The following is a 22,119-nucleotide window of genomic DNA, read 5'->3' as shown; positions in this document are numbered from 1 at the left end:
CTTTACACCTCTTTATAATTTCTTAACAAATGCTCGTAATAATTTACAACGTCAATTAATATTTTCTCATCAAAATTAAGATGGGCAGTATGAAGACCAGTCACAAAACCTTTTTCATTGTTTTGAGTACCAACAAATACAAAATATGAAGGGGCAAGTTGTTGACCATAAAAACTAAAATCTTCACCGAACAGGAAGGGTAGTTTTTTTTCAACTATTTCTAAATTTGCACCTTTTATAGCGTTCTCAACGGCTTGACGTAATTGTGGATGATTCATTGTTGGTGGATATCCTTCTTCAAATTTAACCTCACATTCAACATTAAATAATAATTGAACACTTTTCGCAATTTTATGCATTTGGTGTTTTACAATAGCTAAATCTTCTGTGTCATATGTACGAATTGTACCTTCAAGATAACCATGACTCGGTACTGTATTAATAGCTTCACCAGCTTCAAAATGACCCATATGAATAATGTTACGTTTCAATCCATTCAAATGAAATTGTTGGATTTGGCCGATTTGACTTAAGACATGCTGTAACCCCTCACCACATGAATGACCTTGCTCCTTATCAGCAACATGACTAGATAATCCTTTTAAAAAGAAGCGATATTCAGTGGCACTTGCAGTGATTTCTTCATCTCGAATTACAATTTTACCTTCTTTTTCAAACGGATTAACGTGAAAACCAAACACCGCTTCAATAGGGTACTTGTCAAAAGCGCCAGCTTTGATTAAACGATTAGCTCCTCCACCGGTTTCTTCGGCAGGTTGAAATATAAACACTACATTATGAGGTAATTCAGATTTGTCATACAATGCTTTACACCTTTTAACAAAAAGCATAAGTGCTGTCGTATGACCATCATGACCACACGCGTGCATGACATTATCATTCTTACTTTTAAAATCAATATCATTTTCTTCATAAATTGGTAACGCGTCTATATCTGCTCTGAATGCAATAGTGTGGTGACTATTACCTTCCAAATAAGCAATAACACCAGTTTTAAGTGGTCGGTCGTAAGGTACGCCTAAATCCTCTAAAAAAGATGTTATATACGATGTCGTTTCAAATTCATGTAAACTTAATTCTGGATACTGATGTAAATGTCTTCTGTGCAATGTAACGAATTCTAACTCGTTCATAAAATTATCCATCCCTTATATAACTATTTCTTTAATATTTCAATGTGTATCATTCTATAATAAAAAGGCGAAATTAATGATTAATGCATCATATATAAATTAATCATTGGATTCCACCTTGAACATATTTTTTATCTACACAATTATTCTATGTCGTTATTCATTATTTAATTTACGCAGTGCAGACACAATCTCACGTTTTGAGTCTTGAACTTCTGAAGTTTGTTTAATTACTTTAGCAGGCGTACCAGCAACTACAGCTCCAGCTGGCACATCTTGAGTTACAATAGCTCCAGCTGCTACAATAGCACCTGCACCAACGCGTACACCTTCAAGAATAACAGCATTTGCTCCAATTAAAACATTGTCTTCAATGACAACTGGGGAAGCACTTGGAGGTTCAATGACACCAGCTAAAACAGCACCTGCACCAACATGAACATTTTTTCCTGTTGTAGCTCGGCCACCAAGTGTTGCGTTCATGTCTATCATTGTTCCTTCTCCTACAATAGCTCCAATATTAATCGTAGCACCCATCATAACCACAGCACCATCTTCAATGATTGCTTGCTCACGAATAAACGCACCTGGCTCAATACGAGCATTTGTGTTTGTTAAATCTTTAAGCGGTATAGCTGAATTACGACGATCCATCTCAATTTCTAATTCAGTGATTAATGAATGATTTTGTTGATAAAATTGTTTCCATTCATCTGCTTCACAGAAAATTACTTTTGAATGTTCAGAGCCAAAAACTTTAAAAGATTCTGGGAATGTGACATTTTCAAAATGACCATTTACATAAACTTTGAGTGGTGTTGATTTCTTAGCATCACTAATATATTGAATGATTTCTTGAGCTGATAAATGTTGTACCATAAGTTGAATAACTCCTTTGATTTATAGATTATTAAAAGTATAAAAACCTGGGTTTTTGTGAATTAATTTTTCTGCAGCGCCAATGGCACCATTTGCAAAGATATCTTTTGATTGTGCTTTATGTGAGATAGTAATTGTTTCATCAGTACCTGCAAATAATATGTCATGTTCCCCGACAATCGTACCACCACGAACAGCATGTATACCTATCTCATCATGAGTTCTCTTCTCTGTTTTTTCGTGTCTATCATAAACAGGCGAGACATTGTCACGTAATTCTTTAATGACATCATACAATTTAACTAATGTGCCACTAGGAGCATCGACTTTTTTATTATGATGCGCTTCTGTAAGTTCGATATCGAAATCTTGAAGTAGGGGAACTGCAGTTTCTAATATTTTAGTTAATGCATGGACACCGTAACTCATATTTGCACTAAAAAATACAGGTGTTCTTTGACTTAGCGTTTCCAATTTTTGTATTAACGTTTCTTTTTCACCTGTAGTTGCTATGACAAGAGGCAAATTGAATTGTTCTTCTAATAGAGGAAAGAGCAATTCAGGATTTGAAAAGTCAATAGCAACATCAGCTTCTTTACATTCACTAATGTGTTGATATTGTGAATAAGGTGTCGACGCTTTTGAAGTTCTATCTATAACTCCAACAATTTCATGACCTTTATCTTCAGCTAATCGTGCAACTCTTTGATTCATTGCACCATATCCAATTAATAGTATGTTCATTATTGTTCACCTGCTTTAAATTGTTCAAATGCTCGTTCAACTTGTTTACATTGTGCTTCTTCTAAAGGCACTAATGGTAATCTCACTTCGTAGTGACCATAACCCAAATATGTGGTAAGAACTTTAATAGGTATTGGGTTAACGTCAAGTGACAACGCTTCTAACAATTTCTCGATAGGTTTAAAGTAATTAGTAATATCGGTTTCATTTTGTCTTTGGTCATATAAATATTGAAATTCTTGTGGAATTACATTCGCAATTACAGAGATGACACCATTACCTCCACGTTGATAGAACTTCACAACATTGTCGTCATTCCCACTATATAATGCAAATTCATTTGTATTAATACGTTGTTTTACTTGATCAAAATAATCAAAATCATTTGTCGCATCTTTTAAAGCAACGATATATGGATTATGACTGAGAATTTCAACTGTTTCTGGTTCTATCGTCATGTTTGTTCGTGATGGCACATTGTAAAGAATTACTGGTAATTTCACTTCATTTGCGATTGTCTCAAAATGTTGAATTAAACCACGTTGATTCGTTTTGTTGTAGTAGGGCGTAATCAACATGACTGCATCTGCACCAATTTCTTTAGCACGTATTGAAGCTTGAATTGATTTATACGTATTATTAGTGCCAGTACCCGCAATAACAGGAACGCTATGATTCACGAGTTTAACTACTGTTGCCAATACTTTCTCTTTTTCTTCGTCACTTAATGTAGGACTTTCTGCTGTAGTGCCATTCACTATAATTGCTTGAATATTGTTATTTAAAAGAAATTTAACATGTCTTTCTAATGCGTCGAAATCAACCTCATTATTGGTAAAGGGAGTCGCTAATGCTACACCAACGCCTTCAAACATGTGTGTCATATTATCTTGCTCCTTTCAAAGTTAAAATTTGTTCTAACACTTGAACTGCATTTAATGCTGCGCCCTTGAGCAAATTATCAGAGGTACACCATACATGGAACGTATTTTCAAGAGAGTCATCTCGGCGGATACGTCCTACAAACACTTCATCTTTGCCAGTAGAATGAATGGCTAATGGATATTCATTTTTACTTGGATTATCTACAAGAACAACACGTTGATCTTGTGCAAATAATTCTTGTATCTCTTTAACTGTAGTGTCTTGATTTAAAGTCACATCGATTTCAATACTGTGACTATCTTGTACTGGTACACGTACACATGTGGCAGTCACTTTTAAGTCTTGGTCGTTGAGAATTTTTTTCGTTTCATCAATCATTTTTTGTTCTTCTTTTGTATACCCATTTTCAAGAAAAACATCTATATGTGGTAATACATTATTGTAAATTGGATACGGATATGCTTCAGGTTCTTTTCCATTAGCACCTTCAGCTAAATCTCTTTTACCTTTAACACCAGAACCTGATACGGCTTGATAAGTCGTATAAGCGACACGTTTTAAACCATATGCATCTTGTAAAATTTTAAGAGGTACAACTGATTGAATTGTAGAGCAATTTGGATTAGCAATAATACCACGTGTAAATTGAGGCTCATTCACTTCTGGAACAATTAAATCGACATCTTCAGCCATTCTCCATTGGCTAGAATTATCAATAACAATGGCTCCAGCCGCTTCAAATAGTGGAGCAAAGTGCTCACTTGTGCTACCTCCTGCACTCATTAAAATATAATCAAAATGTTCACTTGCTGCTTCATCAGTTAATTCTTGAACAGTATACAATTGTCCTTGAAATTCAACTTTTTTTCCTGCTGAGCGAGCAGAAGAAAATAATACTAATTCATCAAAAGGTATTTGTTTTCGATCTAGTGTCTCTAACATTTTTGTTCCAACTAATCCGGTTGCTCCGGCTACTGCTAATCTTGTCATAATAAATAGTCACTCCATTCTTAATATTGGTAATTTTTAGAAAATTTATAATAAATATATCATATGAATGCTAAATTTCGAAGGCATGATACAATTCTTCTACTGCTTTTTCACCATTTTCTTCGTCTATTACATAAGAAATGCTAATTTCCGATGTCGTCGTTTGATAAAATGGAATATCTGAATTGATAAGTGTCGTAAAAGCTTTTGATGCTACTCCTGACATATCTCTCATACCTGATCCAATTAAAGATATTTTGACATATGCTTCATTAATTTTATAATCAAGTGCTGAAAAGTGTGTTGATAAATTTTCCAGAATTGAAGAAATTTGATGTGCATCACTATCTTTAATTGAAAAAGATAATTGTAAACCTTCTAAATTTACAATTTGAGAAATCATATCAACATTTACAGATTCTTCTTCCAATGCGGTAAACAATTGTGTCAGTAACTGATTATCCGGTAGGGGATAACTTATCGTGACGTGCATCATGTGTGTATCCAATGCGACACCAGTTACTGCTTTTTTCTCTAATAAATCACTTTTAGACATAATCCATGTTCCTTTCACATTTGATAACGTTCTTCCTAAGTAAAGTGGAATATCATAATTCTTAGCTAATTCAACACTTCTCGTTTCAAGTACACCTGCACCAAGCGCGCTCATTTCCATCATTTCCTCATAAGAGACATATTCTAAACGCTTCGCTTCATTAAGTATTCTAGGATCTGTTGCATACACACCATCAACGTCAGTGTAAATTTCACAAGGTGTCTGATTACTTGCTGCTAAAGCTACAGCTGTTGTATCAGAACCACCTCGTCCAAGTGTAGTAAGTTCGAAATCTTCATTTATACCTTGAAACCCAGCTACAACTAAAATGTCATGATTTTTAAAAGCCTCATTAAAAATATTAGGATTAATTTCTGCTATTTTACTTTTTAAGTGATGTCCTACAGTCTTAATGCCAGCTTGATAACCTGTCATCGCTTTAGCATTTACACCTATATCATTGAGTACCATAGAAAGGTAAGAAACCGTTTGTTGTTCACCCGTTGTTAATAGCAATGCAAGTTCTTGATCTTTAGGGGTAGAAGTAAGACTTGATACATTATTCATCAATTGATCAGTTGTCTTACCCATAGCACTGACAACAACGATTAATTCTTCACCATCTTCAATGCGTGTTTTAAGCATTTCAGCGATATTTTTTATTTTTTTAAAATCACTGACGGAAGAACCGCCAAATTTTAAAACACTTCTATTCAATTTCAGTCCTCCTATAATTAGAGGAGACATACACAGTATAAAAAAGAACAAGTTCGGAATGCCGAACTTGTTCTACATTTATGTACAAGTGATGCACTCCATTATTTAATAATAATGACAAACTTATAGCTCTTAACCATTAAGTCCAACGATTCATAACTGCTATTATGAATCATTTCGGCATCTCACCCTTTTAACTCTATAATTGTTAGCAGACAAATTATCTAAAGTTTACTCATGATTGATGCGCCTCATCAAAATCTTATTCAATTGATATGTTTTCATTATACATAGACAATATATCTATGTAAACCAATATTTTAGATTTTTTAAAATATACTGAAAATTTAAGGGTGAATTCACACGATAAGTCATTTTTATAAATTTAATACGCTTATTACAAATTAAATAGCTTATCTAGATTTTCTAAGTATTAGTATTTCAAAGTATATATTTTTAATTTTTTCAATGTTAAAAGCTTATAGCTGAGACGATAACAATAATTAATCTAATATTCATACCGAATAAAGATTAAACTTTATATAAACAAAGAGCCCGGGACATTGATAAATATCCCAGACTCTTGTGTAAATGTTAAAACAATTATTAATTATTTTGTAATACACCAATTTCTTGTAAGTATTCCTCATAAGGTACTTCTTTAGAAAGGGCACCAGCTTGATTCAAGTCAATCACTCGATTTGCGATTGTATTAATAAATTCAAAATCATAAGAAGTGAAGATGATAGAACCTTTAAATGATTTTAATCCGTCATTTACAGCAGTGATACTTTCCAAATCTAAATGGTTTGTTGGCTCATCAAGTAAAAGTACGTTAGCACTTGATAACATCATTTTACTTAACATGCAACGTACTTTTTCTCCACCTGAAAGCACGCTTGCTTTTTTCTTAACTTCCTCACCACTAAATAACATGCGACCTAAGAAACCACGTAAAAATGTTTCAGTTTGTTCATCTTCTGGAGCGTATTGACGTAACCATTCAACTAAATTCATATCGACACCATCAAAGAACTCAGAGTTATCTTTAGGGAAGTAACTTAAAGATGTCGTTACACCCCATTTAAATGTACCTTCATCTGGTTCCATTTCTCCAGCTAAAATTTTTAACAATGTTGTTTTAGCAATTTCGCTATCACCAACTAAAATAGCTTTATCATTAGGATTCATAGTGAATGAAACATTGTCTAGTACTTTTTCGCCGTCAATTGTTTTAGAAAGATTTTCTACTGTAAGTAAATCATTTCCAATTTCACGTTCAGGAGTAAATTTCACGTAAGGGTATCTACGAGATGATGGCTGGATATCATCTAATTCAATTTTTTCTAATTGTTTCTTACGACTTGTTGCCTGTTTAGATTTAGAAGCATTTGCTGAGAAGCGTGCGATGAAATCCTGTAACTCTTTCATTTTTTCTTCTTTTTTCTTATTTTGTTCTTGTGCCATTTTTTGTGCTAATTGACTTGATTGATACCAAAAATCATAGTTACCAACATAAAGTTTAATTTTGCCAAAGTCTAAATCAGCAATATGAGTACAAACATTATTTAAGAAGTGACGGTCATGCGAAACGACAATGACAGTATTTTCAAAATTAATTAAAAAGTCTTCTAACCAACTTATTGCTGGTATATCTAAACCATTGGTAGGCTCATCTAGTAAAAGAACGTCAGGATCACCAAATAAACTTTGAGCTAACAATACCTTAACTTTTTGATTATTTTCAAGTTCAGACATATTTTTATCATGTAAGTCAGGTTCTATGCCTAATCCTGATAATAAGTTAGCAGCATCAGCTTCAGCATTCCAACCGTTCATTTCTGCAAATTCTCCTTCAAGTTCTGCAGCGCGAATACCGTCCTCATCGCTGAAATCAGGTTTCATATAAATTTCATCTTTCTCTTTCATCACTTGATACAAACGTTCATGTCCTTTAATCACAACATCTAAAACACGTTCATCTTCATAAGCAAAATGATCTTGTTTTAACACAGCCAAACGCTCATCTTTACCTAGAGATACATGACCAGTCTGTGAATCAATTTCGCCTGATAAAATCTTCAAGAATGTAGATTTCCCAGCACCATTTGCACCAATTAATCCATAACAATTACCCTCTGTAAATTTTATATTTACATCTTCAAATAGTTTACGATCACCAAAACGTAAACTTACATCAGTTACTTGTAACATTCATCTGCTCCTTTTTGGTTATTCTAACGGAAAAATTATATCATATAATAAGTAGAGTTTCGACCTGACAGTTAAGCTAATGATAGAATACGTAACTCGTGTTATAATTAATAAGAATTTTATAGATACGAATAAAGTTTATTAAATTAAATCTAACTATTTAATATAGAAGAAAGTAAATGAAATTGAATAATAATAGATTAAGGAGAATAGAATGGCACTAGATAAAGATATAGTAGGTTCAATAGAATTTTTAGAAGTCGTAGGATTACAAGGGTCAACATATTTACTTAAAGGGCCAAATGGTGAAAGTGTCAAACTCAATCAGTCAGAAGTTGCTGATGAAGATGATTTTGAATTAGGTGAGGAATATAGTTTTTTCGTTTATCCAAACCGTTCAGGAGATTTATTTGCGACGCAAAACATGCCTGATATTACAAAAGATAAATATGATTTTGCTAAAGTTATAAAAACCGATAGAGACGGTGCACATATTGACGTAGGACTTCCTCGTGAAGTCTTAGTTCCATGGGAAGATTTACCGAAACTTAAAGAACTTTGGCCTAAAGCAGGTGATTACTTGCTAGTTACTTTGAGAATAGACAGTACGAATCAAATGTTTGGACGATTAGCTAGTGAAACGATTGTTGAGTCAATGTTCACCCCAGTAAATGACGATAGCAAACAAAACGAATATATTTCTGCACGCGCTTATAGATTACTCAGAGTAGGTAGCTTCTTATTAAGTAATGAGGGTTATAAAATCTTTGTTCACGAATCTGAACGTAAACATGAGCCTCGGTTAGGTGAGGCAGTAGAGGTCCGAATTATAGGTCATAATGAAAAAGGTGAATTAAATGGTTCGTTTTTACCATTAGCTCATGAACGCCTTGATGATGATGGACAGGTCATATTTGATTTACTTGTTGAGTATGATGGTGAATTACCTTTTTGGGATAAATCTAGTCCTGATGCAATCAAAGAAGTCTTTAATATGAGTAAAGGCTCGTTTAAACGTGCAATCGGACATTTATATAAGAAAAAGATAATCAATATAGAAACAGGAAAAATCACTCTTACCAAAAAAGGGTGGAGCCGTGTAGATGATTAAAGATAATGAAATTAATTAATATACTTAATTAATGTAGATTCTTATAGAATTCGTTGACTCATCATGAAAAAAATTCTAAATTACAGTATTTATAGCATTCTATATTTTGGGAAACTTGTCTGACACAAAAAAACTTAATATAAGCGTACTTTTAATTAATTTAATCATAAGATTACCTATACGTCATACACACTTGAGATATCAACTGATAACTCAAGTGTTTTTTTATGTTTAACACTTATTTAAAAAACTAAATGATATATATTTTAAAGTGCTTCATTTAAAAGAACTAAATTACTCATAAACGTACGTATTTAAATATTTAATATGACCTTAAAGGACCAGTTTAGATACTATTTATTATAATTCTCTTTCCATTTTAATGATTCCCAATTTATCTTCTATTCATTCAATCAAGTATTTTTATTCTTTATAAAACTATGTTAGCAAATTAAATTTTAATACACGTTTCATTAATTCAAATCCCATTCTTAACAAAAAATTTACAATAACTCTATTTTGATTTAATAAAAGATATGTAACATGAGAACTGTAAGAAATACATATACCATTATAGGTTATTTACATTAGGAGGATGTTTCAATGAAAAAGTGGCAATTAGTCGGTACTACTGTATTAGGAGCTTCGGTTTTACTTGGCGCTTGTGGCGGAAATGATGGAGGTTCAGGAGACGGCAAAGATCTTAAAGGTTCTGCTAAAGGTGAAGGTTCGTCCACAGTAGCTCCTATCGTTGAAAAATTAAACGAAAAATGGGCTAAAGATCATAAAGACGCCAAAATTTCTTCAGGTCAAGCCGGTACAGGTGCTGGTTTCCAAAAATTCATTGCTGGCGAAACTGATTTCTCAGACGCTTCAAGACCTATTAAAGACGAAGAAAAGAAAAAATTAGAAGATAAAGGGATTAAATATCACGAATTCAAAATCGCACAAGATGGTGTAACAATTGCGGTTAATAAAGATAACGACTTTGTTAAAGAATTAACTAAATCACAATTAAAAGATATTTACTCTGGTAAAGCTAAAACATGGAAAGACGTTAACTCTAGTTGGCCAGATAAAAAAATCAATGCTGTTTCACCTAACTCAAGTCATGGTACTTACGACTTCTTTGAAGAAGAAGTTATGGACAAACAAGATATCAAAGCTGAGAAGAACGCTGATACTAACGCGATCGTATCTTCAGTAACTAAAAACAAAGAAGGTATCGGTTACTTCGGTTATAATTTCTACGAACAAAATAAAGATAAATTAAAAGAAGTTAAAATCAAAGATGACAATGGCAAAGTTACAGAACCAACTAAGAAAACAATTCAGAACGGTTCATACGCACTAAGCAGACCATTATTTATCTACGCTAAAGACAAATCATTAAAAGACAATAAAGTAATGTCAGAATTCATGAAATTTGTACTTGAAGATGAAGGTAAAGCAGCTGAAGACGCTGGTTATGTAGCTTCACCTAAGAAAACTTATAAATCTCAATTAGATGACTTAAAAGATTTTTTAGATAAACATCAAAAATCTGATAAGAAAGACGACAAAAAATCAGAAGATAAATAATGAATATTAAGGTAATAAACACCTAGGGTTGGGAATTTTTGAAAGGGTATCAGACAAAGTGGTCAATGTGCCACTTTGTCGAACCCTTTTCAGCTTTGCAGATAATGAGTAAATATTCTATTAAATATGAATGAACTCATTTTCTCATAAAAGCAATTCCCACTCTTTTTTTAAATTATTTTGGGAGATAAGAGAGAGGGTTTTACATGGCTTCACAAACAAAGGTGAGAGAAATGATAGCTAAGAATAATGCTAAAAAGGGCGGGCTAAGTGATAAAATTGTTCCAATTATTTTAGCCATTATTTCAGCTATATCTATATTAACTACAATTGCTATTTTATTTACACTTTTAACCGAGACGATTACGTTTTTCACACGAGTGCCATTATCTAAATTCTTTTTATCTGGTACTTGGAACCCAACTGGTTCATCACCAGAATTTGGAATTTGGGCACTCATCATCGGCACATTGAAAATTACTGTTATTGCTACAATCGTAGCCGTTCCGATTGGTTTAGGAGCAGCTATCTACCTTAATGAATATGCATCTGATCGTTCACGTAGAATCATTAAACCAATATTAGAAATTTTGGCTGGGATTCCTACAATTGTATTTGGCTTCTTTGCTTTAACATTTGTTACACCTATATTGAGAAATCTAATTCCTAACTTGGGAGAGTTTAATTCAATCAGTCCCGGTATTGTTGTGGGTATAATGATTGTCCCTATGATTACAAGTATGAGTGAAGATGCAATGTCATCTGTACCTGATAAAATTCGTGAAGGTGCATTTGGATTAGGCGCAACTAAATTTGAAGTCGCTACAAAAGTTGTATTACCAGCTGCGACTTCTGGCGTTGTTGCTTCAATTGTATTAGGTATATCAAGAGCAATAGGTGAAACAATGATCGTTTCTTTAGCTGCTGGTAGTTCACCAACATCATCTCTAAGTTTAACTAGTTCAATTCAAACGATGACAGGATATATTGTTGAAATTGCTACAGGTGATGCAGCATTTGGTTCTGATATTTACTACAGTATTTACGCTGTAGGTTTTACACTTTTCATTTTCACTTTAATTATGAATTTATTATCACAATGGATCTCTAAACGATTCAGAGAGGAGTATTAATATGTCTACACATTCAAATACTGCTAACAAAACATTGATTGATAAAGATGCCGTAGAAAAAAATATTTCTTCTCGTGATAGGAAAAACTCGGTAAACAAATGGTTATTTTTATTATGTACATTAATTGGGCTCATTGTTTTAGTAGCACTATTAATTCAAACTTTCGTTAAAGGGGCGGGACATCTAACTCCCGAATTTTTCACTAATTTTTCATCTTCAACACCAGCAGATGCTGGTATTAAAGGGGCTTTAGTAGGTTCTATTTGGTTAATCTTAAGTATTATTCCAATTAGTATCATTTTAGGAATAGGTACAGCAATTTATTTAGAAGAATACGCAAGAGACAATATTTTTACACAAATCGTAAAGGTGAGTATATCTAATTTAGCTGGTGTTCCTTCAATTGTTTTCGGTTTACTAGGTTATACATTATTTGTAGGCGCGGCAGGTTTAGGTAATAGCGTGCTAGCCGCTGCGCTTACAATGTCACTACTAATCTTGCCTGTTATTATCGTTGCTAGTCAGGAAGCTATCAGAGCAGTTCCTAGTTCAGTCAGAGAAGCATCATATGGTCTTGGTGCTAATAAATGGCAAACAATTAGAAGAGTTGTTTTACCTGCAGCATTACCTGGTATTTTAACAGGTTTCATTTTATCTTTATCACGCGCATTAGGAGAAACAGCACCACTTGTAATGATAGGTATACCTACGATACTTTTAGCAACACCAAGTGGATTACTCGACCAATTCTCTGCGTTACCAACTCAAATTTATACATGGGCAAAAATGCCTCAAGCAGAATTCCAAAACGTTGCATCAGCAGGTATTATCGTTCTACTCGTTATCTTATTATTGATGAACACTGTAGCGATACTTCTTCGTAATAAATTTAGTAAAAAATTCTAATCAAAATTATAAGGGAAATGCATTTTTATAAATAAACGTTATTGACCTATAACATCACATCTAGGTCTCAATATATAAAGGAGTTTTTAATTATGGCTAATTCACAAGTAGCAGAAAAAGAGAAACTAGACGCACAAACAAATAATCAAGACTCAGTTGCCACAATAGTAACTACTGAAAACAATAAGAAAAATACAATTCCAGACAGTGAAAAGAAGATTGTTTATTCAACTCAAAATCTAGATTTATGGTATGGAGAAAATCATGCGTTACAAAACATTAATTTAGATATATTGGAAAATAATGTAACTGCAATAATCGGACCTTCTGGATGTGGTAAATCTACATACATCAAAGCTTTAAATAGAATGGTCGAATTAGTTCCATCTGTGAAAACTGCAGGTAAAATTTTGTATCGTGACCAAAATATATTTGATGCAAAGTATTCTAAAGAAAAGCTACGTACTAACGTTGGAATGGTCTTTCAACAACCTAACCCATTCCCTAAGTCAATTTATGATAATATTACTTATGGCCCTAAGACTCACGGTATTAAAAACAAAAAAATTCTAGATGAAATCGTAGAAAAATCATTACGTGGCGCTGCAATATGGGATGAATTAAAAGATAGATTGCATACAAATGCTTATGGATTATCAGGTGGACAACAACAACGTGTTTGTATAGCTAGATGTTTAGCAATTGAACCAGATGTCATTTTAATGGATGAACCTACATCAGCATTAGATCCTATTTCTACGTTAAGAGTTGAAGAACTTGTACAAGAATTAAAAGAAAATTACTCAATTATCATGGTTACGCACAACATGCAACAAGCTGCGCGTGTTTCAGATAAAACTGCTTTCTTCTTAAATGGATATGTCAATGAATATGATGATACTGATAAAATCTTTTCAAATCCTGCCGACAAACAAACTGAAGATTATATATCTGGTCGTTTTGGATAAGATGCAATGGCAATTATTAGACAAAAATATGAAGGTCAGCTAGATGGATTAATTAAAGATTTACGGCGTCTTGGTCTTCGTGTATATTTTAATATTAACAATGCACTAGTATCTTTAGGGGAAGAAAAGAAATCATTCGCAAGACAAACCATTGAGAAAGACAAAGAAATTAACCATTTAGATCATGAAATTAACGAGAAGGTAATCATGCTAATTACGAGACAACAACCTATTGCCAAAGATTTACGTATGATGATGGCAGCACTCAAAATCTCTACTGACTTTGAACGAATGGGGGATAATGCTGCTAGTATCGCTCATATACGTTTAAGAGTTAAAATAAATGATAACTATGTGTTTACACGTTTAAAAACCATGGGTAAATTAGCGATGCTCATGTTAGAAGATTTAAATAACGCTATTAAAAATAAAGATTTACCACTGATAAAAGAAGTCATTGAGAGAGATGAAGATATTGATGATTTATACGTTAACATCGTCAATACCAGTTACTTAATTGATAATGACCCATTCGTAGCTGGTCAAGCACACTTAGCAGCTAGACACTTAGAACGAATAGGTGATCATATAAGCAATATTGCTGAAAGTGTTTATTATTATTTAACAGGCCAACATTTTGAAACTTTTGATTAAATTATCAAATCCTATTGTATATCTATAATGAGCAACCCCACCTGAATTTTATGCCACAATTTCAGGTGGGGTTTGATATTTTTCTTTAACTTTTTATGAATTTTCTTCTATTTGATATGTTAATACTTCTAATTCATCTACTAAATTTGAAATATAGTTAATTGTCTCTTTTAAAGGGGCGTCAGTCGTAATATCAACGCCAGCTATTTGCGCCAATTCAATTGGAGATTGACTACCACCAGCTTGTAGCGTTTTTAACCAGCGATCAACAGCAGGTTGACCTTCTTTCTTGATACATTGTGATACAACTGTACCAATTGTCAATCCAGCAGAGTACGTATATGAGTACAATCCCATATAATAATGTGGTTGTCTCATCCATGTTAATTCAACCCCATCTGTCATTTCAACAGTGTCACCGAAAAATGCTTTATAAGTGTTCAACATTATTTCATTTAGCAGTGGGGCAGTTAATGACTCTCCATTGTCGACTCGGCTATACACTTCACGTTGATAAGCTGCTTCTAAAAGGTGGGTAACCATATTATGATAATAAGTTCGAGATAAAATCGAACCAATAACCCAACGTTTAAATCGAGGATTATTACTACTATTAAATAAGTAATTTGCCATCAACATTTCATTCATTGTGGAAGGTGCTTCTACAAAATACATAGACGCTTCAGATTCCAACAAATTTTGATGATTCTGCGCTAATGCAAAATGACCTGCATGTCCTAATTCATGCGCAAGAACGAATGTTTCAGCCATTTTCCCAGTCCATGAAATAAATACATATGAATGTGTAATGTATGGACTTGCACAATATGCTCCAGTATCTTTTCCTTTATTCTGAGCAAAATCAATCCAACGGTAATCATAGGCAGACTCTAACATTTTGACATAATCATCACCAAGTACTTTGAGCGCTCCATAAATGTATTTTTTCGATTCTTCAATTGATATTTCTGGTTCAAAGTTAGGGTCTATTGAAATTTTTAAATCCTCAAATCGCATTTTATCCAGGTTATGTACACGTTGAATAATCTTTGCATACTTTTGCATAACTGGGGCTAAATCACTCATAATGACATCAATTTGTCTATCGAACATATCTTTTGTTACTTCTTGATCTTGTAGTAGATAATCAATAACAGAATCATATCCTCGTAAATCCGCTTCAATCTTTTCTTGTTGGACTTGCATATTATATGTTGCGGCCGTCGTATGTTGATATTGTCGTAATGCATCACTAAAAGCTCTAAAACTTTTACGTCTAAATTCAGGAGATGGATGATCTTCATATTCATTTTCAAATGTTGCATAATCCAATGGATAGGTAACACCCTCATAATCAAACGATTCAAAATTAATATCCAAACTCTTTGTAGTACCATACAATTCAAACGGACTTCTCAATGTTGGTGTTAATGTAGCTAATACTTTTTCAACATCAGCAGATAATTGATAAGGCTTACGATCTTGAAGTTGTTTAATAAAATGAGGGTATTTTGTTTGAGACCTCAATTCGCTTATTATCTCATCGGGTAACTCCAAAATCTCGGAATCAACAAAAGATAATAAACCAGCAAGTTTTCCAGAAGTCGTATTAAGTTTTGCGTTAACTTTTTGTGCTTCTTCATTAGACGTATCAACGCTTAATCTAAGTTCTGGATAATTATATAAACGATCTATTTCTATAAGTATCCTTTCATATTCATCTAATGCCTTTTCTATTGTTTCTATGTTATTAAGTTTCTGATAATATGTATGATTAAAATCTAAAGACATTTGTACTACTTGTTCCAATGTTTGATAGAATGCTTGATCACTTGTAAATAAATCTTTCAAATCCCAAGTTTCTTTTACCGGAACTTCTTCTCTCAAAGGTAAACCTTCACTCATTTATGACACTCCTTTATAAATCATTTAATGACATTATACTAAAATTCAATAACAAACTCACAAAGGACGCCTAAACAGATGATGTGTAACATTTAGTAATGTTATAATTAGTTTAATCATATTATGAGTATTAACATATTCTTGTTAAATAAATAATATTAAAAAATGATTACTTCTTAAGTCTGAATGATATTATATTAATAAGTTGTATAATAGTAACTAAATATTACTTATAGGAGCACGTGCAATGACAATATTTGATATGCCAAACTATTTGTGGATTACCATTCTTGGTATGATTTTATTAACTGTATTTTACACACTTGTATTAAATAAATGGTTCCAGTCTGCAATCATTACTTTTGTAGTTTTAGCAGTACTTGCCTTTTTTATACCAAATTTTCAAAACATTTCATATCAACCACTGCTTGGATATGCAGGATTCTTAGGCATAATGAGCTTAATCATAAGCTTTCTTATTTGGTATTTTTCTAGAAACTGGAGAAAAAATCGTAGAAAAATAAAATTGGAAAAAGAGATTCGCAAATATGATGATGAAGAGTCACTTCGTCGTCATCATAAATAACAACTTTTCAACTTTGCTACCATCTTATCTTAAGCAAAGTTGTTTTTTATTTCTTTTTTATCTCTTTTCCTATTAATTTTAAAAAAGTCATACTATAATAGATTTTGATGAAAACATTTTAATAAAATTTATTATTTAATATTTTTTATATTCGTTGAAAGTGAAAGGATGCCAACATATGTTTAAAATGATAATTTATAAACTTTCACAAATGATTGTCGTACTATTTATATTAACTACAATCACATTTATATTAATGAAACTCTCTCCAGGTAATCCTGTAGACAAAATTTTACATCTTGATATTTCGCATGTATCTAATGAGCAAATAGAAACGACAGAGAATAAGCTTGGCTTAAATGATCCTATTTTTATTCAATGGTGGGACTGGTTAAATCAATTGTTTCATTTTGATTTAGGAACAAGTTATCAAACAAGCGAGCCTGTAATTAAGGAAATAGCAAATTATCTTGGTCCTACACTTATTATTACTTTTGGTACGCTTATAGTGTCATTAGTTATTTCAATACCATTAGGGATTATAGCAGCAGTTTACTACCATAAAATTTGGGATAGGATAATCCGTGTTATGACATCATTATCCGTAAGCCTACCATCATTTTTTATCGGTCTTATCTTATTATATATATTTAGCTTGAAGTTGAATATTTTACCAACTTCAGATGAGGGGCGTTTCACTTCATATATTTTACCAATAATTACCATGAGTATTGGAATGTGTGCTTATTATATTCGATTTATTCGTTCTACTTTATTAGAACAATATCAAACACCTATAGTTGAATCGTCTCGTCTCAGAGGTATGCCCGAAAGATATATACTTTTTCAAGATATCCTTAAACCTACGATACTACCAATCATACCTCTATTAGGATTATCCATTGGTAGTTTGATAGGTGGAACAGTAGTCATTGAAAATTTATTTGATATTCCTGGGTTAGGCTATTTTTTAGTTGACAGTATAAAGTCGAGAGATTATCCAGTCATTCAAGGTTGTGTATTATTTATTGGTTTCTTTGTTGTGATTATAAACACAATTGCAGATTTACTTTCATTACTTATCGATCCTAAACAACGTTATGCTATTACTCAGAAAGAAACATCAAAGTTTAAATGGTTTAATTCACATAGAAAAGAAGGTCGTAACGATGAAGTTTAAGTTGTCAAGGAAAAACACTATATTTTTCATTTTTACGGTCTATATTATATGTCTTATTATATTACAATTTATAGTCAATGATGAAGCTGCGTATCAGGTACATTTGTCAAACTCATTTGAACCTATGAGTATGAATCATTTACTTGGCACAGATGATTACGGACGTGATTTATTCAGTCGTTTAGTCGTGGGCTCTCGTGCAACATTGTTTGTTACACTACTTACTTTACTTTTCACTGTAGTGGTTGGAGTACCTTTAGGGTTACTTGCAGGCTATAAAAAAGGTTGGATTGATACGATTATCATGCGAATTATTGATATAGGATTAAGCATACCAGAATTCGTTATTATGATTGCCTTAGCAAGTTTTTTTCATCCTAGTCTTTGGAATTTAGTAATAGCTATTACAATCATAAAATGGATGAATTATACTCGCGTGACAAGAGGGATTGTCAATACCGAAATGAATCAATCGTATATACAGATGGCACAATTTTTTAATGTCTCAACTTTGAATATCTTATTTAAACACTTATTACCAAAAGTTTTACCATCTATATTTGTTATTATGATAGTTGATTTTGGAAAAATCATTTTATACATTAGTTCATTATCATTTTTAGGTTTAGGTGCACAACCACCATCTCCAGAGTGGGGGGCAATGTTACAAGCAGGGCGTGAATTTATTACTTCACATCCTATCATGATTATAGCTCCAGCATCTTTGATATCAGGTACAATATTGATATTTAATTTAACTGGTGATGCAGTAAGAGATCGTTTATTAGAACAAAGAGGTGTAAAAGTTGAAACTTTTAACAATAAAAAATCTAAACATCAGTGATAAAGAAGGGCAAGCAATTATTAAAAATGTCGACTTAAATATATATAATCAATCTCTAAATGTCATTATAGGTGAAAGTGGTGCTGGAAAAAGTTTGACTGTTAAAGCAATATTAAATCATTTACCTACTCAGTTACATATGAGTTTCGATGAATTTAAAATGCAAGGTCAAAATACTTCTGGTATCAAGCAACTTTTAGGTAAACATATCGGCTATATCTCTCAAAATTATGCTCAAAGTTTTAATGAATATACTCGGTTAGATAAACAACTTATAGCTATCTATCGTTATCATTTTAATGTTTCTAAGGATAATGCATTGAAAAAGATAAAAAAAGCTTTAACTTGGGTTAACTTAAATGATGAATCAATCATTAATAAATATAGTTTCCAACTTTCTGGAGGACAATTAGAGCGAGTTAATATTGCTAGCGTTTTAATGTTAGATCCAGAATTAATTATTGCAGATGAACCTGTTGCATCTTTAGATGTAGTGAACGGTCATCAAATAATGCAACTTCTTCAACACATTGTTAAAGATCATCATAATACTGTATTACTTATCACTCATAACATGAATCATGTCCTCAAATATGCTGATTATTTTAATGTAATGAGAAATGGCATGATGATTGAATCTGGAGAAATAGACAAATTATTTAATCACCATCATCTTCATCGGTATACAGAACAATTATTAAACTATAGAAGCAAGCTGCAAAAGGAGGACAACATCTAATTATGATTCAATTTGATCATGTAGATTATTCATATCATCGAAAACAGCCTGTTTTAAAAGATATTAATATAAGTATTCAACGTGGTGAAAAAATAGGGGTTTTAGGGGAAAGCGGTGCTGGAAAAAGTACTATTGGTTCTTTAATATTAGGTCAATTAAAGCCAACAAAAGGAAAAATAAGTATCGATTCAGGAAAGGTTCTACCTATTTTTCAACATGCGACAGAAAGTTTTGATCGTCAATTCACGATTGAACAGTCATTGAGAGAGCCACTTTTATTTTATCGACAATTAATACCACAAAACATCAAAAATATCATTCTTAACTATTTAATTGAATTTAATTTGTCTACAGATCTAATAACAAAGTTTCCTCAAGAAGTAAGTGGTGGGCAACTACAAAGATTAAATATTATACGCTCTCTCTTAGCACAACCAGATATATTGGTTTGTGATGAAATAACTTCGAACTTAGACGTCATGGCCGAACAAAATGTAATCAATATTTTACTTAACGAAAAAAACATTCAAAATAAAACATTAATCGTCATCTCGCATGATTTATCTGTTTTACAAAGGTTAACGAATAGGATAATAGTTATCAAAGACGGTCAAATAGTAGATGATTTTAAAAGTAAAGATTTATTTAGCCATCAAAGACATCCATATACAAAACTATTAATTCAAACGTATGAATATTGAATATAGTCATAGTCATTTAAATGATTAAGATATTTTTCATTCACATAATAACCCCAAAAGTTGGAATTAAAATCTAACTTTTGGGGTTATTAGTTAATCATTTGAGTAAATTTTACCGCTATATAATCATTTTACTTTAGGAATGCCTGTTTAATTCTCTTTAGTTGTTCAATCGTTATTTGATTGCCAGCTTCACCAAAATACCATGCATTGGACTCAAATTGTTAATTACAGATATCGATTTAAAACCTCACATATTGCATATATTGTGTCATCAATAACTGTAATATTTTTATTTTTAAAAAATGATGTGTGTTCTATAAATTGATTAGTCACAAAATAACCTTGGCTCGCATGTTCAAGCATATGAACATCATTGTGATCATTACCAAAAGCGATATAATCACTATTAGTTCCTAAAATATATTGAATAGTAGTATACTTATCAACGCCACGTGCCGTTACATCAATATAGGACTCACTGTAATGACGAATTAATTCAATACCATGAGACTGACTTACTAATTGATGAGCAATCATGTCAAAATCTTTGTTATCTATATTTAATAGAATTGCTTTTATAGGATTTCGAATCTCATCCATATCTAGAGATTGTGCTTTACCATCAGGATCAATGCGTTGATACAGTTCATTATTACTATCCAAATTTGAAGCATAATTAAATTTATCATCAATGATGTATGATAATTGATATTTCTTTATAATTTTTTTAATTAGACTGATATCATGCTCATTGATTACCGAAACAATTTCGATTTGTCCATTTTTAGAGATAATTGAGCCATTACCACCAATCAAGGTATCATCCGCAAATTCAGGAATGACTGGAAGCAAGTCTCTAATGGGACGTGCTGAAGCAAATATTACATTGTGATTAGCTTGACGTAGCTTGAAAAGTCGTTGCTTAATAGATGAATCGATGGAACATCCATCAAAACAAATCGTACCATCAATATCAAAAATAAAATTCATTATTAGTCACTCCAAAATTTTAGAATGATTTAATTATAGCATATGAGCACGAACTCAAATTTAAATATTTTGATTTAAATTGTATAAACTTGAAACTTGGCATTCCAACTTGTTAATATATATAAATTAAAAAATATAGATTGCTATAATGAACTCAACTAAAAAAGTAAATAAGAGAAAACTCTGTAGATAATAAATATAAATGCCATGTAGATTTAACTGTAAATTGAGTGAAGGGCTTTTATGATTATATATACAACTTCCTATAATATATATTATGTAAACTAAAATGAAGAATTAAGACATTTAGCCATATAGATGAACATATGCTTTATTTATGTTGTTACATATACTATATATTTTTTATTTGGAAGTATTTACACGTATCAAAAGTTATGTATTGATCAAGAGTTCTTTATTCATTAAAGACTTAAATATTTAATTCTTTGTATTTACAAGAACGTTCCTTTAATTAGCATCAGTAATAATTAATTACGTATTACATAATTGCATTACGTATTTATTTATCATGTTTAAATGCTAGTAAGTAGTATCATGATAAATATTATACGTTACAACAACTTAGCAATGTAATTGCTATTATCATGAATATTCATTTTTATATTTAGATAAATCATCAAAAATCTTTTGTTACAACACCCAAATACACAACTACAA

Annotated in this window: 20 protein-coding genes and 1 riboswitch; of the genes, 11 read left to right on the top strand and 9 right to left on the bottom strand. The window is 31.9% G+C overall.

All coding sequences use genetic code 11. The features are described 5' to 3' along the window. Nucleotides 1-2 precede the first annotated feature (2 nt). The 7 genes from HMPREF2576_RS00165 to HMPREF2576_RS00135 all read right to left on the bottom strand — a co-directional run bounded on the left by HMPREF2576_RS00165 (nt 3) and on the right by HMPREF2576_RS00135 (nt 8,139). A complete protein-coding gene (locus HMPREF2576_RS00165) occupies nt 3-1,154 on the bottom strand; it encodes an amidohydrolase (protein WP_001832789.1) in 1,152 nt (383 codons plus the stop codon). A gap of 156 nt (nt 1,155-1,310) precedes the next feature. Further along, complete coding sequence (dapD, locus tag HMPREF2576_RS00160) at nt 1,311-2,033, bottom strand: 2,3,4,5-tetrahydropyridine-2,6-dicarboxylate N-acetyltransferase (RefSeq protein ID WP_001830955.1); 723 nt, start codon at nt 2,031-2,033, stop codon at nt 1,311-1,313. A 21-nt stretch (nt 2,034-2,054) separates the two neighbouring features. Continuing rightward, nucleotides 2,055-2,777, bottom strand: a complete 723-nt coding sequence (dapB, locus tag HMPREF2576_RS00155) for a 4-hydroxy-tetrahydrodipicolinate reductase (protein ID WP_001830951.1) — start codon at nt 2,775-2,777, stop codon at nt 2,055-2,057. Then, nucleotides 2,777-3,661 carry a 4-hydroxy-tetrahydrodipicolinate synthase gene (gene dapA / locus HMPREF2576_RS00150; protein ID WP_002439691.1) on the bottom strand — a complete coding sequence of 295 codons (885 nt, stop codon included), beginning with the start codon at nt 3,659-3,661 and terminating at the stop codon, nt 2,777-2,779. The genes dapB and dapA overlap by 1 nt, the downstream gene beginning before the upstream one ends. A gap of 1 nt (nt 3,662) precedes the next feature. Next, nucleotides 3,663-4,652, bottom strand: a complete 990-nt coding sequence (locus HMPREF2576_RS00145; protein WP_002439689.1) for an aspartate-semialdehyde dehydrogenase — start codon at nt 4,650-4,652, stop codon at nt 3,663-3,665. A 70-nt stretch (nt 4,653-4,722) separates the two neighbouring features. Next, nucleotides 4,723-5,955: an aspartate kinase gene (locus HMPREF2576_RS00140; protein WP_024051125.1), complete on the bottom strand. Its 1,233-nt coding sequence runs from the start codon at nt 5,953-5,955 to the stop codon at nt 4,723-4,725. A 53-nt stretch (nt 5,956-6,008) separates the two neighbouring features. Continuing rightward, a riboswitch (Lysine riboswitch) is annotated at nt 6,009-6,188 on the bottom strand. Nucleotides 6,189-6,531: 343 nt separating this feature from the next. After that, complete coding sequence (locus tag HMPREF2576_RS00135) at nt 6,532-8,139, bottom strand: ABC-F family ATP-binding cassette domain-containing protein (protein WP_001830940.1); 1,608 nt, start codon at nt 8,137-8,139, stop codon at nt 6,532-6,534. A gap of 214 nt (nt 8,140-8,353) precedes the next feature. Between HMPREF2576_RS00135 and cvfB the strand changes: the two genes are divergently transcribed. From cvfB to phoU, 6 genes are all read left to right on the top strand, one after another. Beyond that, nucleotides 8,354-9,250, top strand: coding sequence for an RNA-binding virulence regulatory protein CvfB (cvfB, locus tag HMPREF2576_RS00130; protein WP_002502406.1), 897 nt, complete (start codon nt 8,354-8,356; stop codon nt 9,248-9,250). A gap of 603 nt (nt 9,251-9,853) precedes the next feature. Continuing rightward, a complete protein-coding gene (locus HMPREF2576_RS00125) occupies nt 9,854-10,831 on the top strand; it encodes a PstS family phosphate ABC transporter substrate-binding protein (protein WP_001831206.1) in 978 nt (325 codons plus the stop codon). A gap of 206 nt (nt 10,832-11,037) precedes the next feature. Beyond that, nucleotides 11,038-11,964, top strand: a complete 927-nt coding sequence (pstC, locus tag HMPREF2576_RS00120) for a phosphate ABC transporter permease subunit PstC (protein WP_001830936.1) — start codon at nt 11,038-11,040, stop codon at nt 11,962-11,964. A 1-nt stretch (nt 11,965) separates the two neighbouring features. Continuing rightward, on the top strand, nt 11,966-12,871 hold the full coding sequence (pstA, locus tag HMPREF2576_RS00115; RefSeq protein WP_001831209.1) for a phosphate ABC transporter permease PstA: 906 nt from the start codon (nt 11,966-11,968) through the stop codon (nt 12,869-12,871). A gap of 92 nt (nt 12,872-12,963) precedes the next feature. Then, entirely contained in the window at nt 12,964-13,839 is an 876-nt protein-coding gene (pstB, locus tag HMPREF2576_RS00110; RefSeq protein ID WP_001831097.1) for a phosphate ABC transporter ATP-binding protein PstB, read from the top strand. A gap of 6 nt (nt 13,840-13,845) precedes the next feature. Beyond that, on the top strand, nt 13,846-14,493 hold the full coding sequence (phoU, locus tag HMPREF2576_RS00105) for a phosphate signaling complex protein PhoU (protein ID WP_070856551.1): 648 nt from the start codon (nt 13,846-13,848) through the stop codon (nt 14,491-14,493). Nucleotides 14,494-14,586: 93 nt separating this feature from the next. Here the strand turns inward: phoU and pepF are convergent, their stop codons facing one another. Continuing rightward, nucleotides 14,587-16,398: an oligoendopeptidase F gene (gene pepF, locus HMPREF2576_RS00100; protein ID WP_002439680.1), complete on the bottom strand. Its 1,812-nt coding sequence runs from the start codon at nt 16,396-16,398 to the stop codon at nt 14,587-14,589. 247 nt (nt 16,399-16,645) lie between these two features. On the opposite strand from pepF, the gene HMPREF2576_RS00095 reads away from it, so the two are divergent. The 5 genes from HMPREF2576_RS00095 (at nt 16,646) to HMPREF2576_RS00075 (ending at nt 20,448) form a co-directional block, all read left to right on the top strand. Continuing rightward, nucleotides 16,646-16,984: a membrane protein gene (locus HMPREF2576_RS00095; protein WP_002439678.1), complete on the top strand. Its 339-nt coding sequence runs from the start codon at nt 16,646-16,648 to the stop codon at nt 16,982-16,984. Between the two features lie 178 nt (nt 16,985-17,162). Further along, nucleotides 17,163-18,164, top strand: coding sequence for a nickel ABC transporter permease (gene nikB, locus HMPREF2576_RS00090; protein WP_002467938.1), 1,002 nt, complete (start codon nt 17,163-17,165; stop codon nt 18,162-18,164). Further along, complete coding sequence (gene nikC, locus HMPREF2576_RS00085) at nt 18,154-19,008, top strand: nickel transporter permease (protein ID WP_002439674.1); 855 nt, start codon at nt 18,154-18,156, stop codon at nt 19,006-19,008. The genes nikB and nikC overlap by 11 nt, the downstream gene beginning before the upstream one ends. After that, nucleotides 18,971-19,747: an ATP-binding cassette domain-containing protein gene (locus tag HMPREF2576_RS00080; RefSeq protein WP_002439673.1), complete on the top strand. Its 777-nt coding sequence runs from the start codon at nt 18,971-18,973 to the stop codon at nt 19,745-19,747. Before nikC ends, HMPREF2576_RS00080 begins: the two co-directional genes overlap by 38 nt. Before the next feature lie 2 nt (nt 19,748-19,749). After that, on the top strand, nt 19,750-20,448 hold the full coding sequence (locus HMPREF2576_RS00075; RefSeq protein ID WP_002439671.1) for an ABC transporter ATP-binding protein: 699 nt from the start codon (nt 19,750-19,752) through the stop codon (nt 20,446-20,448). Nucleotides 20,449-20,676: 228 nt separating this feature from the next. On the opposite strand, the gene HMPREF2576_RS00070 is transcribed toward HMPREF2576_RS00075, so the two are convergent. Further along, on the bottom strand, nt 20,677-21,441 hold the full coding sequence (locus tag HMPREF2576_RS00070) for an HAD-IIB family hydrolase (RefSeq protein WP_070856549.1): 765 nt from the start codon (nt 21,439-21,441) through the stop codon (nt 20,677-20,679). Nucleotides 21,442-22,119 lie beyond the last annotated feature (678 nt).

This window comes from Staphylococcus sp. HMSC063F05, assembly GCF_001837075.1.
Classification (GTDB): domain Bacteria; phylum Bacillota; class Bacilli; order Staphylococcales; family Staphylococcaceae; genus Staphylococcus; species Staphylococcus epidermidis.
Note: the sequence above shows the minus strand (reverse complement) of the source record. Positions and strands in the feature narration are given on the sequence as shown.

What these genes read in the sequence shown, in the direction of transcription:
- HMPREF2576_RS00165 (WP_001832789.1), bottom strand. Translation starts at nt 1,154, where the DNA reads ATGAACGAGTTAGAATTCGTTACATTGCACAGAAGACATTTACATCAG.
- dapD (WP_001830955.1), bottom strand. Translation starts at nt 2,033, where the DNA reads ATGGTACAACATTTATCAGCTCAAGAAATCATTCAATATATTAGTGAT.
- dapB (WP_001830951.1), bottom strand. Translation starts at nt 2,777, where the DNA reads ATGAACATACTATTAATTGGATATGGTGCAATGAATCAAAGAGTTGCA.
- dapA (WP_002439691.1), bottom strand. Translation starts at nt 3,661, where the DNA reads ATGACACACATGTTTGAAGGCGTTGGTGTAGCATTAGCGACTCCCTTT.
- HMPREF2576_RS00145 (WP_002439689.1), bottom strand. Translation starts at nt 4,652, where the DNA reads ATGACAAGATTAGCAGTAGCCGGAGCAACCGGATTAGTTGGAACAAAA.
- HMPREF2576_RS00140 (WP_024051125.1), bottom strand. Translation starts at nt 5,955, where the DNA reads ATGTCTCCTCTAATTATAGGAGGACTGAAATTGAATAGAAGTGTTTTA.
- HMPREF2576_RS00135 (WP_001830940.1), bottom strand. Translation starts at nt 8,139, where the DNA reads ATGTTACAAGTAACTGATGTAAGTTTACGTTTTGGTGATCGTAAACTA.
- cvfB (WP_002502406.1), top strand. Translation starts at nt 8,354, where the DNA reads ATGGCACTAGATAAAGATATAGTAGGTTCAATAGAATTTTTAGAAGTC.
- HMPREF2576_RS00125 (WP_001831206.1), top strand. Translation starts at nt 9,854, where the DNA reads ATGAAAAAGTGGCAATTAGTCGGTACTACTGTATTAGGAGCTTCGGTT.
- pstC (WP_001830936.1), top strand. Translation starts at nt 11,038, where the DNA reads ATGGCTTCACAAACAAAGGTGAGAGAAATGATAGCTAAGAATAATGCT.
- pstA (WP_001831209.1), top strand. Translation starts at nt 11,966, where the DNA reads ATGTCTACACATTCAAATACTGCTAACAAAACATTGATTGATAAAGAT.
- pstB (WP_001831097.1), top strand. Translation starts at nt 12,964, where the DNA reads ATGGCTAATTCACAAGTAGCAGAAAAAGAGAAACTAGACGCACAAACA.
- phoU (WP_070856551.1), top strand. Translation starts at nt 13,846, where the DNA reads ATGGCAATTATTAGACAAAAATATGAAGGTCAGCTAGATGGATTAATT.
- pepF (WP_002439680.1), bottom strand. Translation starts at nt 16,398, where the DNA reads ATGAGTGAAGGTTTACCTTTGAGAGAAGAAGTTCCGGTAAAAGAAACT.
- HMPREF2576_RS00095 (WP_002439678.1), top strand. Translation starts at nt 16,646, where the DNA reads ATGACAATATTTGATATGCCAAACTATTTGTGGATTACCATTCTTGGT.
- nikB (WP_002467938.1), top strand. Translation starts at nt 17,163, where the DNA reads ATGTTTAAAATGATAATTTATAAACTTTCACAAATGATTGTCGTACTA.
- nikC (WP_002439674.1), top strand. Translation starts at nt 18,154, where the DNA reads ATGAAGTTTAAGTTGTCAAGGAAAAACACTATATTTTTCATTTTTACG.
- HMPREF2576_RS00075 (WP_002439671.1), top strand. Translation starts at nt 19,750, where the DNA reads ATGATTCAATTTGATCATGTAGATTATTCATATCATCGAAAACAGCCT.
- HMPREF2576_RS00070 (WP_070856549.1), bottom strand. Translation starts at nt 21,441, where the DNA reads ATGAATTTTATTTTTGATATTGATGGTACGATTTGTTTTGATGGATGT.